16 protein-coding genes, 1 tRNA gene and 1 pseudogene are annotated in these 17869 nt (G+C 42.3%); 8 read left to right on the top strand and 10 right to left on the bottom strand.

What is annotated here, in order from left to right; genetic code table 11:
* The 5 genes from QUD05_RS31440 (at nt 1) to QUD05_RS31420 (ending at nt 5969) form a co-directional block, all read left to right on the top strand.
* Nucleotides 1-72 (top strand) — tRNA-Gly (locus QUD05_RS31440).
* A 683-nt stretch (nt 73-755) separates the two neighbouring features.
* Entirely contained in the window at nt 756-1163 is a 408-nt protein-coding gene (locus tag QUD05_RS31435) for a hypothetical protein (RefSeq protein ID WP_094348002.1), read from the top strand.
* Nucleotides 1164-1167: 4 nt separating this feature from the next.
* On the top strand, nt 1168-2433 hold the full coding sequence (locus QUD05_RS31430; RefSeq protein ID WP_289799466.1) for a glutamate-5-semialdehyde dehydrogenase: 1266 nt from the start codon (nt 1168-1170) through the stop codon (nt 2431-2433).
* A gap of 423 nt (nt 2434-2856) precedes the next feature.
* Nucleotides 2857-4428 (top strand): alkaline phosphatase D family protein, encoded by a 1572-nt coding sequence (locus QUD05_RS31425; protein WP_289799465.1) that lies wholly within the window; start codon nt 2857-2859, stop codon nt 4426-4428.
* 689 nt (nt 4429-5117) lie between these two features.
* Nucleotides 5118-5969 carry a universal stress protein gene (locus QUD05_RS31420; protein WP_289799464.1) on the top strand — a complete coding sequence of 284 codons (852 nt, stop codon included), beginning with the start codon at nt 5118-5120 and terminating at the stop codon, nt 5967-5969.
* A gap of 176 nt (nt 5970-6145) precedes the next feature.
* Here the strand turns inward: QUD05_RS31420 and psbM are convergent, their stop codons facing one another.
* The 5 genes from psbM to QUD05_RS31395 form a co-directional block, all read right to left on the bottom strand.
* Entirely contained in the window at nt 6146-6262 is a 117-nt protein-coding gene (gene psbM / locus QUD05_RS31415; RefSeq protein ID WP_084227279.1) for a photosystem II reaction center protein PsbM, read from the bottom strand.
* Between the two features lie 249 nt (nt 6263-6511).
* Nucleotides 6512-6808, bottom strand: coding sequence for a 2Fe-2S iron-sulfur cluster-binding protein (locus QUD05_RS31410; RefSeq protein WP_289799463.1), 297 nt, complete (start codon nt 6806-6808; stop codon nt 6512-6514).
* A gap of 185 nt (nt 6809-6993) precedes the next feature.
* A complete protein-coding gene (locus QUD05_RS31405; protein WP_006195022.1) occupies nt 6994-7131 on the bottom strand; it encodes a photosystem II reaction center protein K in 138 nt (45 codons plus the stop codon).
* Nucleotides 7132-7209: 78 nt separating this feature from the next.
* Nucleotides 7210-8358, bottom strand: a complete 1149-nt coding sequence (tgt, locus tag QUD05_RS31400) for a tRNA guanosine(34) transglycosylase Tgt (RefSeq protein WP_289799462.1) — start codon at nt 8356-8358, stop codon at nt 7210-7212.
* 540 nt (nt 8359-8898) lie between these two features.
* A complete protein-coding gene (locus tag QUD05_RS31395) occupies nt 8899-9351 on the bottom strand; it encodes a hypothetical protein (RefSeq protein WP_099102673.1) in 453 nt (150 codons plus the stop codon).
* 377 nt (nt 9352-9728) lie between these two features.
* Between QUD05_RS31395 and cobS the strand changes: the two genes are divergently transcribed.
* Entirely contained in the window at nt 9729-10508 is a 780-nt protein-coding gene (gene cobS / locus QUD05_RS31390) for an adenosylcobinamide-GDP ribazoletransferase (RefSeq protein ID WP_289799461.1), read from the top strand.
* 53 nt (nt 10509-10561) lie between these two features.
* Here cobS and QUD05_RS31385 read toward each other — a convergent pair whose 3' ends face one another.
* From QUD05_RS31385 to QUD05_RS31370, 4 genes are all read right to left on the bottom strand, one after another.
* A complete protein-coding gene (locus QUD05_RS31385; RefSeq protein WP_289799460.1) occupies nt 10562-11017 on the bottom strand; it encodes a PPC domain-containing protein in 456 nt (151 codons plus the stop codon).
* A gap of 86 nt (nt 11018-11103) precedes the next feature.
* Entirely contained in the window at nt 11104-11781 is a 678-nt protein-coding gene (locus tag QUD05_RS31380; RefSeq protein ID WP_289799459.1) for a ComF family protein, read from the bottom strand.
* A gap of 26 nt (nt 11782-11807) precedes the next feature.
* Nucleotides 11808-12296, bottom strand: coding sequence for a GNAT family N-acetyltransferase (locus tag QUD05_RS31375; protein ID WP_289800126.1), 489 nt, complete (start codon nt 12294-12296; stop codon nt 11808-11810).
* A 382-nt stretch (nt 12297-12678) separates the two neighbouring features.
* Nucleotides 12679-13845 carry an AI-2E family transporter gene (locus QUD05_RS31370; protein WP_289799458.1) on the bottom strand — a complete coding sequence of 389 codons (1167 nt, stop codon included), beginning with the start codon at nt 13843-13845 and terminating at the stop codon, nt 12679-12681.
* Between the two features lie 286 nt (nt 13846-14131).
* On the opposite strand from QUD05_RS31370, the gene QUD05_RS31365 reads away from it, so the two are divergent.
* The gene (locus QUD05_RS31365) at nt 14132-14473 is read left to right on the top strand and encodes a hypothetical protein (RefSeq protein ID WP_099103054.1); all 342 of its coding nucleotides are present in this window, start codon (nt 14132-14134) and stop codon (nt 14471-14473) included.
* A 286-nt stretch (nt 14474-14759) separates the two neighbouring features.
* Nucleotides 14760-16184, top strand: coding sequence for an LCP family protein (locus QUD05_RS31360; protein ID WP_289799457.1), 1425 nt, complete (start codon nt 14760-14762; stop codon nt 16182-16184).
* On the opposite strand, the pseudogene QUD05_RS31355 reads toward QUD05_RS31360, so the two are convergent.
* Nucleotides 16156-17249 (bottom strand): annotated as a pseudogene (locus QUD05_RS31355) (anthranilate phosphoribosyltransferase family protein). The gene QUD05_RS31360 and the pseudogene QUD05_RS31355 overlap by 29 nt on opposite strands.
* Between the last annotated feature and the right edge of the window lie 620 nt (nt 17250-17869).

Genomic DNA, 17869 nt, shown 5'->3' with positions numbered 1-17869 from the left:
GCGGGTGTAGCTCAGTGGTAGAGCGTCACCTTGCCAAGGTGAATGTCGCGCGTTCGAATCGCGTCACCCGCTTCCAACTAAAACCTCTTAAATTTAAGAATTCCAAGAGTTTTAGTATTTTTAGGGTGCGCTAAAGCATTTGTAGATTAGCTATGCACCCTTGTAAACCCCTTCAAGTGTTTACAGGTCAAGAAAACTAGCCACAATCTATATATTTAGACAAAGAGTTTCACACTACAATAGATATTTTAGTAATTCCTGCTCTGTAAACACTTGTAAACTCGAAGGAATAGATATTGGACATAATGCCGATCTAACCTTGAGAACTGATAGTAATATATAGTTACAGTGACCCAAATAAAAATTAGCGGGTTTGTTGATGTGTGTTGTTTACGAGCGTAGCCTTCCCAAAGGATTTGCTTTAGGAGTGGTTGCCACCTATGCTTAAAATTGTACCAGGTGTGTCAGCATAATAAATCCCCAAAAACGCAACCACATTACCTTGAAAGCGACAGATGAAGAGAAGGAAATTTTTAAACAAGATCGCCAGCTACGGGGAAAAATTACAAATAGATAACTCCGTACTGATTTGGCAATTAGTAGGATACTTAAAGTTAGCTGCATCTACTGTTTGTAATCAGGGCAATGTTTGCATCACCTTTTTATGTGTATAAAGACAGAAACCTTTAAAGTGTTTACCAAGGCATTATATTCTCATAGTTCGTGTAAAACACGCTCAAGTTATTAGAACGCTTGTGCAATCTCAAAAACCCGAAAAAATCGATTTCAATACCGAATACCCCTGTCCCTGTCGTCGCCGGGGTCAGTTAATTCCGATTACGCTGACAGAAGCATTTGGTTGCGATCGCTGTCAGCAAATCTTTGTTGTAGAAGATAATGGTCATGTCCTAGAACAGCTTTCCACCACCTATCCCTACAAACGGGCTTGGCGTTGGATGGGAAATAGTTGGCATGTTGTCCATCCCCGCTTGGGAGAAAGCTATCTGCCTATAGCGCTGGGCATTATTTTCGTGCTAGTGATTATATGGCTGCCTTTAGCACTGCGATTGGCAAATGGTTCCAGCATTATTGCTTGGGCAATGGTGGCGGTGCTATTGGCTATCTTACCAGCACTAATGGTCTGGCTTACCTACAGACGTTAACTCAATGACTGTTGAAGTTTTGGATGACCACCCCGAACCGATTACTAGTGCCCAACGAGCCTATCAAGCTTCCCTAAAGTTGGCGCTTACAAAGGGAGCAGACCGAAGTCGTGCAGTATTGGCAATGGCAAAGGCGATTGAGCGCTCATTTGACGACATTCTAGAAGCCAATACCTTGGATTTAGAAGCCAGTCGGGAAATGGCGGTGCCTGAGTTGATATTGGATTGGCTGAAGCTGACTCCCACCAGGCTAGAGATGACAGTAGATATTTTACAACGGTTGGGGGAATTATCAGATCCGCTGCGACGCGTTAGAACCGCTGATTATCAACTGGAAGATTCCCAGAGTTACACCCAGTTAATGCCTTTGGGAGTGATTGGATTTATTTATGAAGCGTTTCCCGATTTAGGGGCGATCGCAGCGGGTTTTTGTATCAAAACTGGTAATTGTATAATTCTCAAAGGTAGTACCGAAGCTAGCCATTCCAACGCCGCTATCGCTGAGGCATTGCAAAATGCGATCGCAGAAGTTGGTCTAGCTCCTGGTTGTCTAGAACTGATCACAGCAGAACATGGGGCTTCGGTTCGGGATCTAGTCACCCAAGACCAGTACGTGAATTTAGTGATTCCCTATGGACGTTCTAGCTTAGTGCAGCAGGTAGTCAGACAGTCAACTTGCCCAGTTTTAAAGTCAGCGATGGGTAACTGTTACCTCTACTGGTCGCTGAATAGTAGCTTAGAAATGGTACGCTTGATGATTCTTAATAGCCATCAAAGTGAACCCGATCAAGTCAACGCTATTGAAAAAGTACTAATTCATCGTCAAGCTTTGCCATCATCTTTAGCTGTCTTGTGGAACAGCTTGATGGAAAAAGGCTTTGAAATAAAAGGGGATGCAGAATTAGTCCAAGCCTTTCCCCAGTTGCAGCTGGTGAAGGAAGGCGAATGGGGAAACCCTTATTTAACGAGGACAGTAGCTTTTAAACTAGTGGATAGCTTAGAGGCTGCGATCGCCTGGATTAATGAATACAGCAGTGGTCATGCTGACTCCATCGTGACTGAATCTTATCAGGAAAGTCGGCAGTTTGCCTTGGGAGTTAACAGTGCCTCTACCTACATCAACACTTCCCCGCGTTTTTCCCGCAACCCTTCGCGGGGAGATTCAGTATTTCTCGGCATGTCTAATCAAAAAGGTCATCGCCGGGGATTTATCAGCCTGGAAACCTTGACTACCGTTAAGCACATTGTTCAGGGAAATGGCAGATTTTAAATAATTCGTAATTCGTAATTATAAGAGGGTTTGCCAAAAGTGCCTGTAGCGGCAGTTCTGTTTAGGTTAGGGTCTAAATGTCCTACAAAATTCTCCCAATAGCCCAATCCAATTTTAAACTTAACACAATCTTAATTTCTGCTTGATCCTGGGTTGGTAACTTTTTTGTGGTTGGTTGAGCAGCTATTAGGAGACAAGTTAAATCAACATAATTAGTAATTACTAATTCATAATTCATAATTATTAGACGATTTAGAATCTGCTGTTTCTATAAGAAGCAGCCATATTTGTTTAGGTTTAAATCCCCATACAAAACGCAATTACGAATTAGGAATTACGAATTATTTAAACTACTATTTGTGCTTTTCACAACTGACCCTCCTAAAGTTTGCCAACTGTATTTACATATGGGAACGGGTGAATATGGAACTTATGGATGGCACGCGCCTGCTAGCAAATCGGTGCAAACGGCGGAATTTTTTGTTGGGTGCAGGATTGTTAACAGGGTTAACAATCGCTAGCCAATGGCATCCGGTATTGGCTAAATCAAGGTTTTCTAGCTATCCGTTCAGTCTTGGTGTTGCATCTGGCGATCCTTTGCCGGATGGTGTTGTTATCTGGACACGACTGGCTCCCAATCCACTCTCTGGAGGTGGAATGCCACTGGTAAATGTTCCAGTGCGGTGGCAAGTTGCCCTTGATGAAAACATGAAACGGGTGGTGCGGCGAGGAACAGTACTAGCGACACCAGAGTTAGCACACTCAGTCCACGTTGATGTCCGTGGACTAGACCCTGACCGTTGGTACTGGTATCAATTTCAAGTAAGTAAGGAAGTTAGCCCCATTGGACGGACTCGTACAGCACCAGCATTTTATAGCTATACCCAACAACTGAACTTTGCTTTTGTCTCCTGTCAAGATTGGCAAAATGGCTACTATACGGCTTATCGGCATTTAGCTGAGGAAAATCTTGACCTTGTGGTTCATCTGGGTGATTACATCTACGAATACGGGCCACAATCTGGTGGGCCGCGCCAGCATAATAGTCCAGAAATTATCACTCTTAAAGACTACCGCGATCGCCACGCCCTCTACAAAACTGACCCAAATCTTCAAGCTACTCATGCGGCTTTTCCCTGGATTGTCACTTGGGACGATCATGAAGTTGACAACAACTACGCCAACTTAATTCCCGAAGACAACCAAACCCAAGAGGCTTTTAGAAAACGCCGAGCCAATGCGTACCAGGCTTACTACGAACACATGCCCTTACGTCAGTCTTCATTGCCCAAGGGCCCAGATATGCTGCTTTATCGGCGGTTCACCTACGGTAATTTGGCTGAGTTTAATGTACTAGACACAAGGCAATACCGCACTAATCAACCTTGTGATGATGGAATTAAGCCTCGCTGTCCCCAAGCTTTTGATCCAAATGCTACCATGACAGGCTCAGAGCAAGAGCAATGGCTACGGAAAGGGTTAGACCAATCGCGATCGCGCTGGAATGTGATTGCTCAACAGACTATGTTAGCCGAGTACAATTTCAATAGTAGTGCAAGTGCCGATGTCTTCAATGTGGATCAATGGGACGGTTACGTGGCTGCACGTAATCGGCTTTTGAGTTTTCTCAACCAGCGCCAACCCTCTAATCCAGTGGTAATTACTGGAGACATCCATTCTAGTTGGGTACACAACCTCAAGCTTGACTTCAATAACCCCAACTCGCCGACGGTAGGCACTGAGTTTGTAGGAACTTCAATTACATCTGATTTTCCCACCGCATTTATCGCTCCAGTTCAAGCTTCCCTAAGCAACAATCCCCATACTAAGTTCTTTGACGGTGCTTACCGAGGATACGTCCGCTGCAACCTGACTCCAAAACGCTGGCAAACTGACTATCGCGTTGTATCAAGCATCGTTGAGATGAATGCCTCTGTCAAAACCCTAGCTTCGTTTGTGGTTCAAAACGGACAACCAGGGGCACATCTAAGTTAAGCAAATCTCACAAGTCATCAAACAAACCCTCCAGATTATATTTGGAGGGTTTCAATATAGTATTAAATATGATTTCGACTATTAGAATATCCGAATTTGGATGTTGTTATCCCGCATTTTGCAGATGTTCGGATATAGCAATCCTATCTGATTTACCAAAACTGTACAACACTTAAAAAAGCAGAGAATATGGGAAACTCAGGAATAATGTATACTATCCAAGTCGAGAAGCGTAGGCATAGCCCGCACTTCGGCTCATTTCGGCTACGCTCAATGACCAACGCTCAGTGACCGTCGTAGACATCGCCTCTTCAGGCTTATACTGAATCAATTTTACTATAGAATTATTTTGGCATTTGTTTGCAATACTTAACTAAGTTCTAATTAACAAAAGTAAACATAGATTAAAAATAATAACTAACATCGTAATTTATTAAGTTCATCAGACTAAGTTGAGAGTATGCTGAATAGTTGAAGTCTGGTTAAAAGTTTAAGTAACTAAGTGCAAATAAACTTAAATATTTGTTTAGTTTTTTATCCTTTGTCATTTATTTGAGTGTTAAATACTAAAAAATAAAGTTTATTTATGCCAACTTACTAACTAGGCTGTCAAACAAGGTGGTGAAAATCCGACCAGAGCCAAGTACCAACAGCGAAAACAAAAGTAAACTTCACAAAAATTACGTAAGATGATCAGAAGAATTTTGCTGGCTGTATCGGGATTGGGACACGCAGAGGAAATGCTCAAAACCCTGAAAGAAATCCCTTCAATTCAATCTGCAAAAGTTACGATTTTGCATGTTGTTCAAGCACAAAATGCTGCTGCTACCATGACAACTAAATGGGAAAATGGTGGCAAAATTCTGGCGAATGCCATTCAAACCTTGAACTTAGATCCTAGCCAAGTTTCTTCAATTTTGCGTGAAGGCGATCCCAAAGATGTAGTTTGCCAAGTAGCTGATGAAATCGACGCTGACTTGATTATTATGGGTTCACGCGGACTGAAGCGACTGCAATCGATTTTATCGAACTCAGTCAGTCAGTATGTTTTTCAGCTATCTTCTCGCCCCATGCTGCTGGTAAAAGATGACATTTACGTTAAAAGAATTAAGCGCATTATGGTGGCGATAGATAACTCTGATTCAGCAAAAAACTGCTTGAAATTGGCATTGTTTTTACTGCGAGATATTCCAGGTGGCGAGTTAATTTTGGCAAATATTAGTACAGATTTAGGTGGTAAAAAATCGGAAATAATCAAGGTTAACTCAGACAAAAATCCAGTTTTAGCAGCCGCAGTTGCAGAAGCGGAAAAACTAGGCATCCAATCTCGTTCTTATATCAGCAGTGGCAAACCTGGTGAAGAAATTTGTCGATTGGCAGAAGAGTTGAATATAGACTTATTATTACTCGGTTCTCCAGATCGTCGTCCATCGATCGCTAAGAGTTTTGTTGATATAGATAGACTCATCGGATCTTCCTTGTCTGACTATGTTCGAGTCAATGCCACTTGTCCGGTATTGTTGGCGCGGACAATCGCTTAAAGTAAACAGTGCTGAGTATAATAATTGCTGTAATGGAATAGTAAAGAAATAAGATTTGTCTTGTCTTTACTATTTAGCAGCCAGCACAGGCTACGCTAACAGCACTAAATTGATGGTTGATAAATAAAAACCCCTACACTTTTGGTGCAGGGGTTATTTATTTTATACACAAACTCTTAACTATCTTTTCCACCTTCGCGGCTAGCAGTTTGGATGTAAAGAATTAGTAAAAACACGGCGGGGACTAGTACGAACAAAATGCTCGCTATGAACCCCAGGTCATTAACTTGCATGGCAAGAAAACCTCTCTTTAATTTCCAGTCAACAACATTAGGATAGCATTATCGATGACAGAGTTATACCAATTCAAAATTCAAAACTTGTACTGAGCTTGTCGTAAAGCCTGCGGCATAGCTACGCTTCGGGCGTAGCCTTTTTGCCAGGAGAAGTATTCAAAATGTCGGCGTAGCGTCTCGTAGAGAGGAAACTCAATTTTGGTAAGTATTTTGACTACTGACTGGATACATGACAGATTTGAGAACTTAAGGCTTCGTGACTACGCTGACTGAGCCATTCACTAAAGTTTGACAGGCAAGGCGATAATTTTCTGGCTTTTTCTTGAATTTCCGGTTTTCTACTTCTGTGCGGGGGGAAAGATTTTCTAGTCCTTCGACTATCTCGACAACGCAAGTACCACATTGACCATTACCACCGCAATTGGTCATTTTACCAATAAATGTATATATATCAATGTCATTTTGTATCGCCTTGAGCCGGAGATTAGCACCATCTGCTGCCACTACTTCTTTATTTTCTTTAACAAATTTGATATTACCCATAATTGATTCCTCTTTGACTGTAACCTTGCCTTTCAAGGCTTCATATTGACATAGCTTGATTAACATCTTATTTATTATAATAATTCATTGCAAAATATTAATAAATATTAATTTTCTCAAACACGAGGCTGCAAAAAAATAGGACAGGTAAACTACCTGTCCTATAAATTGAAAAATAGATTAACTTATCTAAATCCCACAGCTGCTTGCCAAACGAAAGCAAGCAACAAGAAGAATACCGGGATAACTGGGAGAACGTCTACCAAAGGATCGAAGATTTGGTAAGCTTCTGGCAGTTTTGCTAATAAAAGTGCTGCTTCCATGTTTGTTTAAATCCACCTATCCAACACAGCTTTCATAATTGAGAAGTATCTTAACATGGTTTGAGTCTCGATCATTGGTCAATAGTCATTTGTAATTTCACCCTCATCTAATGCTGATTCAGATGAGTTGAGCCAGTGACCAAATTCTGTAACAAAGCGATCGCTCAATATTGCTTCTCTAATTTTTTGCGTAAAGCGAATTAGTTCGGTAATGTTGTGAATGCTCAACAAGGTATAAGCCAAAATTTCTTGCGATCGCACCAAATGAGATATGTAAGCACGGCTAAAATTTTGACAAGTGTAGCATGGGCAAGTTTCATCTAATGGCGTAAAATCTTCACGAAACTTAGCATTTTTTAAATTCCAGCGTCCGCCTTGGACTATCGCTGTACCATGTCTTGCCCAACGGGTGGGAATGACGCAATCAAATAAGTCTATACCAGATGCGATCGCGATCGCCATTTCCCGATAAGTACCCACACCCATTAAGTAACGCGGCTTTTCGGGTGGTAAAAGTGGTGCTGTCACTTTGACAATCTCAGCCATCAATTCTGGCGGCTCTCCCACACTCACGCCACCAATGGCATATCCGGGCAAATCTAACTTAGCTAAAGCTTCCGCCGCACGGCAACGCAAATCTAAATACACGCCCCCTTGCACAATCCCAAACAATGCCTGATCGCTGCGTTGATGAGCTGTTATACAGCGTTCTAACCAGCGGTAAGTGCGCTCAGTTGCAGTTTCTACCTCTTGGCGAGTCGCTGGGTAGGGCGGACACTCATCAAAGGCCATAATCACATCAGCCCCCAAAGTATTTTGAATCTCAATGGAGCGCTCTGGTGTTAAGTTAATAATTTTTCCATCATGGGGCGAGCGAAAAGTTACGCCTTCTTCAGTAATTTTTCGCATCTCGCTTAAGCTGAAGACCTGAAACCCACCCGAATCTGTGAGCATTGGGACGTTCCAACCCATAAATTTGTGTAACCCACCACCCCCAGCCACGATCGCTTCTCCTGGTTGTAGGTGAAGATGATAAGTATTGGATAAGATCATTTGCGCCCCAGTATCTCGTAGTTGAGATGGAGTAATAGTTTTGACATTTGCCAGCGTTCCTACTGGCATAAATCTGGGGGTTTCTACAAGACCATGAGGAGTGAAAAACACTCCTGCTCTAGCTTTTGTCTGACTACAGCAAGCAAGACATTGAAAAGAAAAATTCGCACTCATGCCATTTGGAATTTTAGATTTTAGACTTCGGCTGCGCTCAGTCGAACGATTTTGGATTGTGAAACACTAATAGTAAAGAGTTTCAGAAATCCATAACTAGTACAACGCGGCAAAAATAAACCTATCATTCAAAACAGTCAGAAAGCTCAAAATAAAAGCTTTTTGACTTTTGCCTTGCGGTACTAGCAGCCATAAAACCAAATGGTATTAGGGCAAGTTGAAGAAAAATTCAGAAGTCAGAATCAATCAGTGGGGGATTCAGACCCACCACTTTCTGCTNNNNCTACTAAATTTTCAATTTGGCGGGGGTGCAAAAACGCGGTTTATTCATCCGCCATTTGTAAAGAATTCATTCTTAATTCTGACTCACTTCGACTACGCTCAGTGACCTCCTGACTCCTGAATTCTGTTTCGATTAATATTATTTGGCCATAATTTAGCCAAACACCAAAATTGGTAATTTAGTTTGAGCGAACACTTAAGCATTCATTACTAAGATAGTTACCAACTTTACGAGTATATACTCTAAATAATTGTTATTTAGAAAGAATCAGAACAGTCATCGTCAATTTCTGCATCCCACCTGGCTGAGAGTACTTGTTCCATCATCGCTTCTATGGCGCTGACATTGAAGCTTCGCTCTCGGCGCTCTTGTAAAGGTGTCGATCGGGGAATTAACCGCAGACACACTCCATCTTGCATCAAATCGAAGTAGGTTTCTTGTTGCGACGACTGTTTTAGTTCCAAGTAATCAAAACTACAAACATTCAGATATAGCGCGCGGTTAGCCACTAAGGTAGACCTTTGCGGATTGGCAAAAACTTCCATCACATCCCCTTCACCCTCGCTCAGTACCTTATCTTCTTGGGTGTAGATGTAGTGGACTCGACCTAAATCTGCCAGCAATCGCCGGATGTCGAGCTTATTCACAATGATGCCCGTGTTAATAATGCACGGAGCTGGTATCCTGGTGTCGGGTAGATGGTGACTCATAGGAAAATTGCGATTGAGCTAAGGAGAGCAACAACATAGCTAAACTGTCATAATTGAATAGCTTGTTTACTCCCTACATTTAAAAAAATATCAATTTTGTGGGGCAATCGTCTAATAATTTGGAGTAAGTTTTTAGTTAACGAATACAAAACACAAATTTTGCATCCCTGATGGAATTTTAACTTCCTAAGTTACTCGTTTTTGTATAAAAAAGTACCCAAAATTATTTGTTTACCACTTAGACCAGCATAACAAAATTTTCAACGAGAATGTTTAATGGAAGTAAATCTTATTTAAAGTTTTAAAGTCTAGTGATGTCGGTTGTACCGAAATTATGACTATTATCCAGCAATTTACCAAAAATTAATGTAATTCAGATGACGAAACAGCAACAGTGGTGGAAAAAACTGCTGTTAAAGCTGGCAGCTAGTATCATATTTTACACAATAATTCCACTGCCGTATTTAAACGGATTGGACTTTCGGGGAGTGGCACGTATTGCTTCGCTTGTCGGGTTAATAATTGGGGGAATTTTAGGATTGCTAGATACGGGGATGGATTATATTGGTATGCCCGTGTTAACTCGTAGTGCTTTGGTAGTAAGTGTTTGGATTGCCATAACTGGAGGATTGCACTTAGATGGGGCAATGGATACTGCCGATGGTTTGGCAGTAGGCGACCCAGAGCGGCGACTGGAGGTAATGGCAGATAGTGCTACAGGAGCCTTTGGAGCAATGGCTGCGATCGCCTTGGTGATACTGAAAATAACAGCTTTGACCGATATGCCAGAAAACCGTTGGTTATTGCTGATGGCTGCTTGTGGCTGGGGACGTTGGGGACAACAATTAGCGATCGCCCGATATCCTTATCTGAAAGCAACTGGTAAAGGCGCATTTCACAAACAAGCCATTCGTTCTTACAAAGATTTGTTGCCGGGATTGTTGTTGTTGTTTAGTTTGAGTGGTTTACTTTGGCTAATAGATAAACAACAGCTATTTCTTGCACTGACAATGATAATTGCTGGTAGTGCGATCGCCACTTTAACTGGTGCATGGTTCAACCACAAACTAGGTGGACACACTGGAGACACCTACGGCGCAGTCGTTGAGTGGACTGAAGCCTTATTTCTCTGCGTATTGACCGCTGTAGGAAGTTAGGAGTGAGGAGTGAAAAGTGAGGAGTTAAAAATCCTAACTCCTAACTCCTAACTCTATTTAATCGGTTGCAACTTTGTCACTTTGAGTTTAAAAGCCCCAACCCCAGTTTCTCCAAAAGACCGGACACGAATAACATAATTCCCTGTCTCTACGATGCGAGTAAAGAGTAAGGAATTGCTACTACCATCAGGGCCATCATCATTTTCTGCCAGAGTTGAACCATCAGGAGCCAGCAGTGTGATGATGCTGTCAAAGTTTTCCGATGACAGGTCAACTGCTAAATTATCGCCCTTCTGCAACTTCACTGTGTAATCACGGGCAAACCCACCTTGACCGGTGGGAATATCTTTGTCAGACAGGCGATCGTCAATTTCAGTACTGTTAGATAAAGGAATTGGACTATACAATTTATTTTGAGCAAAAGCTGCACTGGTACTAATGCCTATTGCCAGCAACGTGGCAGGAATGATGATGAGTTGTTTTAAACCTGCCGCCAAAACTTTATTCATACATTTCAAGCAATTTTTCTACAAAAATAGGGTAATTCGGTCAATTTATGTACTTATCTGTCAAAGCTTGCCCATTGCTTCTTAATTTATCCGTCTTTGACGGCAGTGGCTACAGCTACTAATCCTAAGACCACAATTCCATACTGACGAAGTGTTTGCACAGCAGACCTGGCAGTAGCACCAGTAGTATAAATGTCGTCCACTAACAGCACAGGGACATTTGGAGGACGATGGCGAAATTCTTGCCCAATAGCAAAAGCTTGGTTCAAGTTTTTTTCTCGTTTAGATACCGACAAACCAAACTGCGCTTCAGTTTCTCGCACTCTTGCTAAACCGTTTAGTTGCAATTTTAATCCAGTTATTTCGCAAAAACTTTGTGCTATCAGTGCGGCTTGATTGTATTTACGTTGTTTTTGTTTGCTAGCGTGAAGTGGGATAGGAACTACTACAGGCTGGCTATCTCGCTTCGGTGAATTTAACAACCATGCTTCCCCTAACCATTGACCTAAAGGACGAGCTATTTGGGGTTGATTTTCGTATTTCATCGCTGCGATCGCTCGTTTCACTGTGCCACCATATTCTCCCCAGCCAAACACAGGTATAGGCTCTTGCCATAGAGAAATCGGGTCTTTACGTTGACATTTTTGCAGTTGTCTGGTGCAGTTCTGACAGAATTCTTGGGAAGTTGAGCGTTGACATAGAGGGCAATGGGATTGGAGAAAAAGATTGAGTAAGCCTGTGAGATTTTTAATCCAAGCGTGCATTTAGAATTGTCCTTTGTCATTAGTCATTAGTCTTTGACCAATGACTTAAAATACACGCGATCGCACCTTGTTGTTTCTACTCCTGTTGCTGGAGTGTAGCCATTGCTTTCATACAGCTTGACTGCTTCCACCAAAACACTGGCGGTTTCAATCCAAATTTGTTGAAAACCACGCTTTGCGATCGCTGCTTCTAGCTGTTGTAACAAATATTTCCCTAATCCTAAACCCCTGATGCTGGGCAAAAGATACATTTTGCGGATTTCTACAGCTTTTTCGCCTCGGTGTATGGGGTAGTATGCTCCAGTACCTACTAACTGACTTTGGTGTTCAATTACCCAAAACTCTCCCCCAGTAGCTAAATAACATTCCTCTACTCGCAGCACATCTTGGTCAGCACCCTTGGGTTCCCAAGCCAGACCGTATTCTGATAATACATAACTGATGACTTCAGCGGCTCTTGTGCGATCGCTTTTCACCCAATCACGAATTAAAAAATCTTGATAATAGTTTTTCATTACCATTTGCTGGTCAAGTTTACCCAGAAAAATTTTCCGCATCTATATCCCAATTTACTCAGCAAATCGCAATTCTTGCAGAGTTCATTTCAAGCTGTAATCTCAAGGCGTGAATTTAAAAGCTTAAAAGCTATTTAGAATATTGAAGCGAAACACCAATTGGCATTCATTTCTTGTGGCAAGGACTGACTTTTCACGGTATTTGGAAAATTTTTATATTAAACAATCGCTGGCAACAGAATTTAAGAAATAAGAGGGGTAAAGGGTAAAAGGTTGATAATAGTCTCCCACCATAGGAGCAATAGCTTTTTACCCTTTACCTTGCCCCTTAACGTTCAGGGTAAATAACTGATGATACACTTCCTGCTCCTGCCTTCTTGTATTAAGGCAATGTTGGTTCAGAAATGCTCAAAGTTTTGTTGGCGTCAGCTTTCGAGGACTCATTTGCTGGAACGGATGCAGTTGTCTCCCCAGTGGTGCTGTCGTTTGTCCCCCTACCAGGACGCAAGGCACTTAAAGCAGTCTTAATCACAACAGCTGTAGGTACTGCCACAATTACACCCAACAGTCCGCCAATTCTTGCCCCTGTTAAGACCGAAATTAAAATCCAAACTGGATTTAAACCAGTAAAACTACCTAAAATTCGGGGGGCAATTAAGTTTTCGAGAATTTGCTGTACAATTACCGCTGCGATCAACACTCTCACACCCATTGAAAAATCTTGCAACGCCACCAACAGTGTAGTCATTGCAATGCCTACAGAACCGCCAAAGGGGACGAGAGCCATCAGGCCAATAGTTAGTCCGAATAGCAATCCAAACGGCACTTTCAACCACAAAAAGGTAGGAATAAGGGCTGAAGCCATACAGGTAGATAAAATCAACTGGGTGATGAAGAAATTTTGGAAGCTTAGGCGGACTGTTTTAGAGAAAGGCTCGCGAAATTTATTAGGTAGCCATTCGACTAAACTTTGCCAGAGTTCACCCCCGTGCTGTAAAAGATAAAAAGTCAAAACCATCGTCAAGAGAATATCTAGCAGACTAGTAACTGTCAGTACAGCTAGATTTAAAACTTGTCCAGCGATCGCTTGTAATTGTCCTTTGACGCGATCGTTGATTTGCACCACCAGAGCATCGAGGTTAATCGGTAAGCCAAAAGTCTCAGCTTTTCCGTTTAAGATCATTAACTGAGAGCGTCCAGAGTCGATTAAATCTGGTAAACGCGCCACCAGTTGTTGAGCTTGGGTAAGAGCCAGGGGAAAAAGTGTCACACCCAACGCCAATAAAATCGATAAAGCCAAGAGAAATACTAAAATAGCGACTTGCTCTCTTCTAGCACCATGATGCTCCATCCAGCTCACGGGGTAGTTGAGCAGAAATGCTAGCACTGAGGCTCCGACTAAAATGACTATGAGAGAATGGAAATAATTGAAAAATACCGAAATTGCCCAACCATTGATAACTAGCAGCGGAGCGAATAGCGCGATCGCCCCGATTCGCGCTATTGGAGTAAATGTTTGCCACCAGTCGAGTAGCTTACGTGTCTGCATTTTGAGCTGATTGCGGAATATAACTAAATGAAATTTTTCTTTACAGCTTATTATCTCTAACTATACGAGTCTTATTCATCCTTCTAGTTTAGGAGTTAGACTAACCCCAATGAAGAATTTTGAACCAAAAGAGAATTGGGAGTGGGGAATGGGCAATGGGGAGTGGGGAAGCAGAACAGCAGGGGAGCAGGGGAGCAGCACTTCTCTACGAGAGGCTTCGCCAACGACTACGCTCAGTGACCGGGGAGCGGGGGAGCAGGGGGAGAATAATAATGCCCCATCCCCAATGCCCAAAACACAGTTGCTTTTACATTTAGTTCCGATCGTCGGCTTTTTTCCATCCTTGTGGACGCTCTATCGGGGCCAGGGTAGTCGGGAACAACTTGCTATTAGTCGTCTGTCTATTACTTTGGCAATTACTTGGTTGTTGAGTTATCTATTATTAGCTACCGGAGCAGCAACTTCAGATTTTTTTCCGCTACGTCTATTTATCCTCAATAGCTTTCTCACATCAGGTTACTTTTTAGTAAGTATTTGGTTGATTTTGCGCCTAATGCAGGGCAAATCTAGTCGTTTACCAGGGTTTAGTAATTTAGCTGAACGAGTGCTTGGCAAGTATTTATCTTAATTTTTTATGGTGACAAATTGTCGGTGTTTTTACTGATTTTTGGAAAATTTCTGGCTGATTTCTCTATATATCTAGTCAAATCCAGTTTATTATTGCCATACTTCAGTAAAACATCTCCAGGTTGTCCCAAAAAAAGAATAAATGCTGCTATAAGTGTTGTGGTTGACACTACATTAAAAAAGTTAGCACCGATAATTAAGAGTTAGCTATTATGGGTTGATTTGTTTGGGTGTTTTTAATCTGCAAAATTACTGAATTTGATTAGTGAGTAAGTGTGAGGAAGTCTGTGACCATTCAAAGAAGTTCGGCGGAAGAAAACCAGTCGGGAAAAGCCTCAAAGTCCAATAAAAAAATTCCCCAAAACTCGACATCAGGACGGTGGCTGTGGTTTTGGGTAGGTATGGGTGGTATTGCGATGGTATCTGCAACTGCGGGGGCGCTTTTAGCAGTGTCTTTGACCAGTACGCCTTTGCAACAAGCGCAGCTAACTCCAAAGGATGAGGCGGCCTTTGATAGCGATCGCATTTCTGGAGGTGTGCTGCGATTTTCAGAATTAACTCGTCCAGTGAATCTTTTGGTAATGGGAATGAGCGTACTTCCCCCAGATGTCCAAAACCCTCCTGAAGATACCAAAAACCTCAAATACCTACCCCAAGTCAACTCCTTTGATGGTCTTTCTGATGTGATGCTCTTGGTCAAATTTGATCCAGAGACGAAAAAAATAAATATGCTCTCCATTCCCAGAGATACCCGCACGGAAATAGAGGGGTATGGAGTGAAAAAAATTAACTCCGCCAACGTTGAAGGTGGCCCAGCTTTGACTGCCAGAACTGTTAGTAATCTCTTAGGAGGAGCGGGAATTGATCGCTATGTCCGAATTAACGTTTTGGGAGTTGGCAAGCTGATTGATGCTTTGGGTGGCGTAACTGTCTACGTTCCTAAAGATATGAAATATCAAGATGATTCTCAGCATTTGTACATCAATTTGAAGGCTGGTAAGCAGCATCTCAATGGCGACCAAACATTGCAATTACTGCGTTTTCGCCATGACGAACTCGGTGATATTGGTCGGATTCAGCGCCAGCAAATGGTCATGCGTGCTTTGATGGATCAAACACTCAACCCAGCAACTGTTGCTCAATTACCTAAAGTTCTTGATGTTGTGAAAGACCATATTGATACTAACTTGACTGTTGAAGAGTTAGTGGCGCTAATGGGTTTTGGGGTGCGGACAAATCGCTCTAATATGCAAATGTTAATGCTGCCAGGTCGCTTTAGCGAGAAGAATGAGTATGATGCTAGCTATTGGTTGCCAAACAAAAATGGGATTGCGAAACTGATGGCTCAACACTTTGGCTTGGAGTCAGAACAGGAACAGCTGGCAACTACAACTAACCCCCGCTCTTTGCGTGTAGCAATTCAAGATAGTACAGGTGGCGATCGCTCTGAACTGCAACCGTTAATTAGAGCCTTGGAAAAATCTGGATATCGCAACATCTATGTTGCCAAGGCATGGGGTGAACCCCTAGATGTAACTCATATTGTCGCCCAACAGGGAGATGGTGACAGTGCCGAATCAATTCGCAGCACTTTGGGATTTGGTGAAGTGCGCGTGGAAAGCACTGGCAACCTTGGCTCAGATATCAGTATCCAAGTAGGTAAAGATTGGTTGGAACAAAAATCTATTTTGGAGAAGTCGTTGACACCCTAAAGGATATATCTGCTGACACTGAATTTACTATCTGGCTCAGTTCTTGGAGTTTAGCTACTACTACACCATTGGTTAATAATTCTTCTGCTTTCGCTAAACCCTCTACCATATCTGAACAAATACCACTCCGCCATAAATAAAATCCGCCATTCCACAGGGCTGTTTGCATCAATTCACCTGGTTTACCTGCCAAAACCTCTTGAATATCTGCCACCAGTTCTTCAGTAGTTCCAAGGGGTACGTTCTTGGTAGTAAAGCCGTAATCACGCGGTACGAGGTGCAATCGTTCTACCTCTTGGGGTGCTACGGATGAAGATAAGCTGATGATTGCAGTGCGATCGCGCGGTAAGTCGCAACTACCTTCCAATCCTTTGACTAATGTAAATTTTGTCACTCCCCGCAGTCCTAGAGCGATCTGAAACATCCCTTCTGTTGGCGGATGGACAAACCCAGCAATTACGTGAGCATCGCCAGCATAAGGACACCAGATTAGCTCCATTGTCGCCAACGGTGGACGTTTGCCAAGTTGGTCACGGTACTCCCAAATACTTGTAGTTAAGGGAAAATGCTGAGGTAGATAAATAAAGCCGATTCCCGTTTGCTCAAACACTTGCTGAGTTTTTGCTAGGGGTAAGTTAGTCCAATCGACTCCTAAACCCTGCCAAATATCTATCAGCGGTAAGCCGTACTTTGTTGGTAAGCGATCGCCACCATGCATTACCACTGGTTGTCCCACTGCGGCGAGTAGTAAAGCTGTTACGGGACTAATTGGTGCTGTGCGTGTTCTACCATCATAAGGGATGCCAAGAGCGATCGCTGGTCGCCCAGAGGCTATGGGTTGCAATTTTGGCCCCAGTTCCTCATAAGCATCCAACATTCCGGCTAACTCTTCCCCCGTGGGACGCTTGATTCGATGAGCAATCAAAAACGCCCCAATTTGGGCTGGTGTCGCTTCACCCAGCAGCATCATTTTAGTAGCGGTGGCTGCTTGGGTGCGAGTTAAATTCTCGCCTGTGTGGTTTCCGCTGCCTACTTTTTGCAGAATTCCCGAAATACATTGCTCATTTTTCCTTTGTCCTCTGTCCACCGTCATGTGTCCATTGTCCTTTGTCTTTCGTGATCAGCGAAAATGGCTAATGACCGAATATTGGATTTTGGATTTAATAAAGAAATGCGAGTTCGACTAACTAAAAATAGCAGGATATTGAGCAGGTAAGTCTTGGGGGTAGATGTAGATAGATATCAAGAAATGGTTGTTAAAGCAAATAAGTATACGCAGTCAATCAATTTACGATGTTTGGATTAACCTCTCCTTATAAACAAGAGGCTTAAATATTGAAAAATTTTTGTTTTTCTTCTCCGTGAAACCAGAGGCTTGAGACCAAATATTTTAGATTTCAGATTTTCATTTAATCCAAAATCTAAAATCGCCTCGGTCAAACCCGCAATTAACTTGATAATTAAATTGAAAACATTACGATGTCTAAAGTCCGTAAAATACATTGATAATCAGGACTTACAGGCAGTTTTAGTTGGCATAAATTTCATTATCAAGCCGAAAACGCTAAGAATAATGACTTTTATTATTGCCCAGCCAAGGTTTCAAGCTGATTTACAGACGTATTTGGCATCCTATCTGCTGAAGAACAAAATTTTTATACTACTTTAGATAGATTGTGTTACAT

The sequence above is a fragment of the Nostoc sp. GT001 genome (assembly GCF_030382115.1).
Lineage (GTDB): Bacteria > Cyanobacteriota > Cyanobacteriia > Cyanobacteriales > Nostocaceae > Nostoc.
The sequence above is the reverse complement of the archived record's forward strand: the minus strand, read 5'-3'. Positions and strand labels throughout refer to the sequence as shown.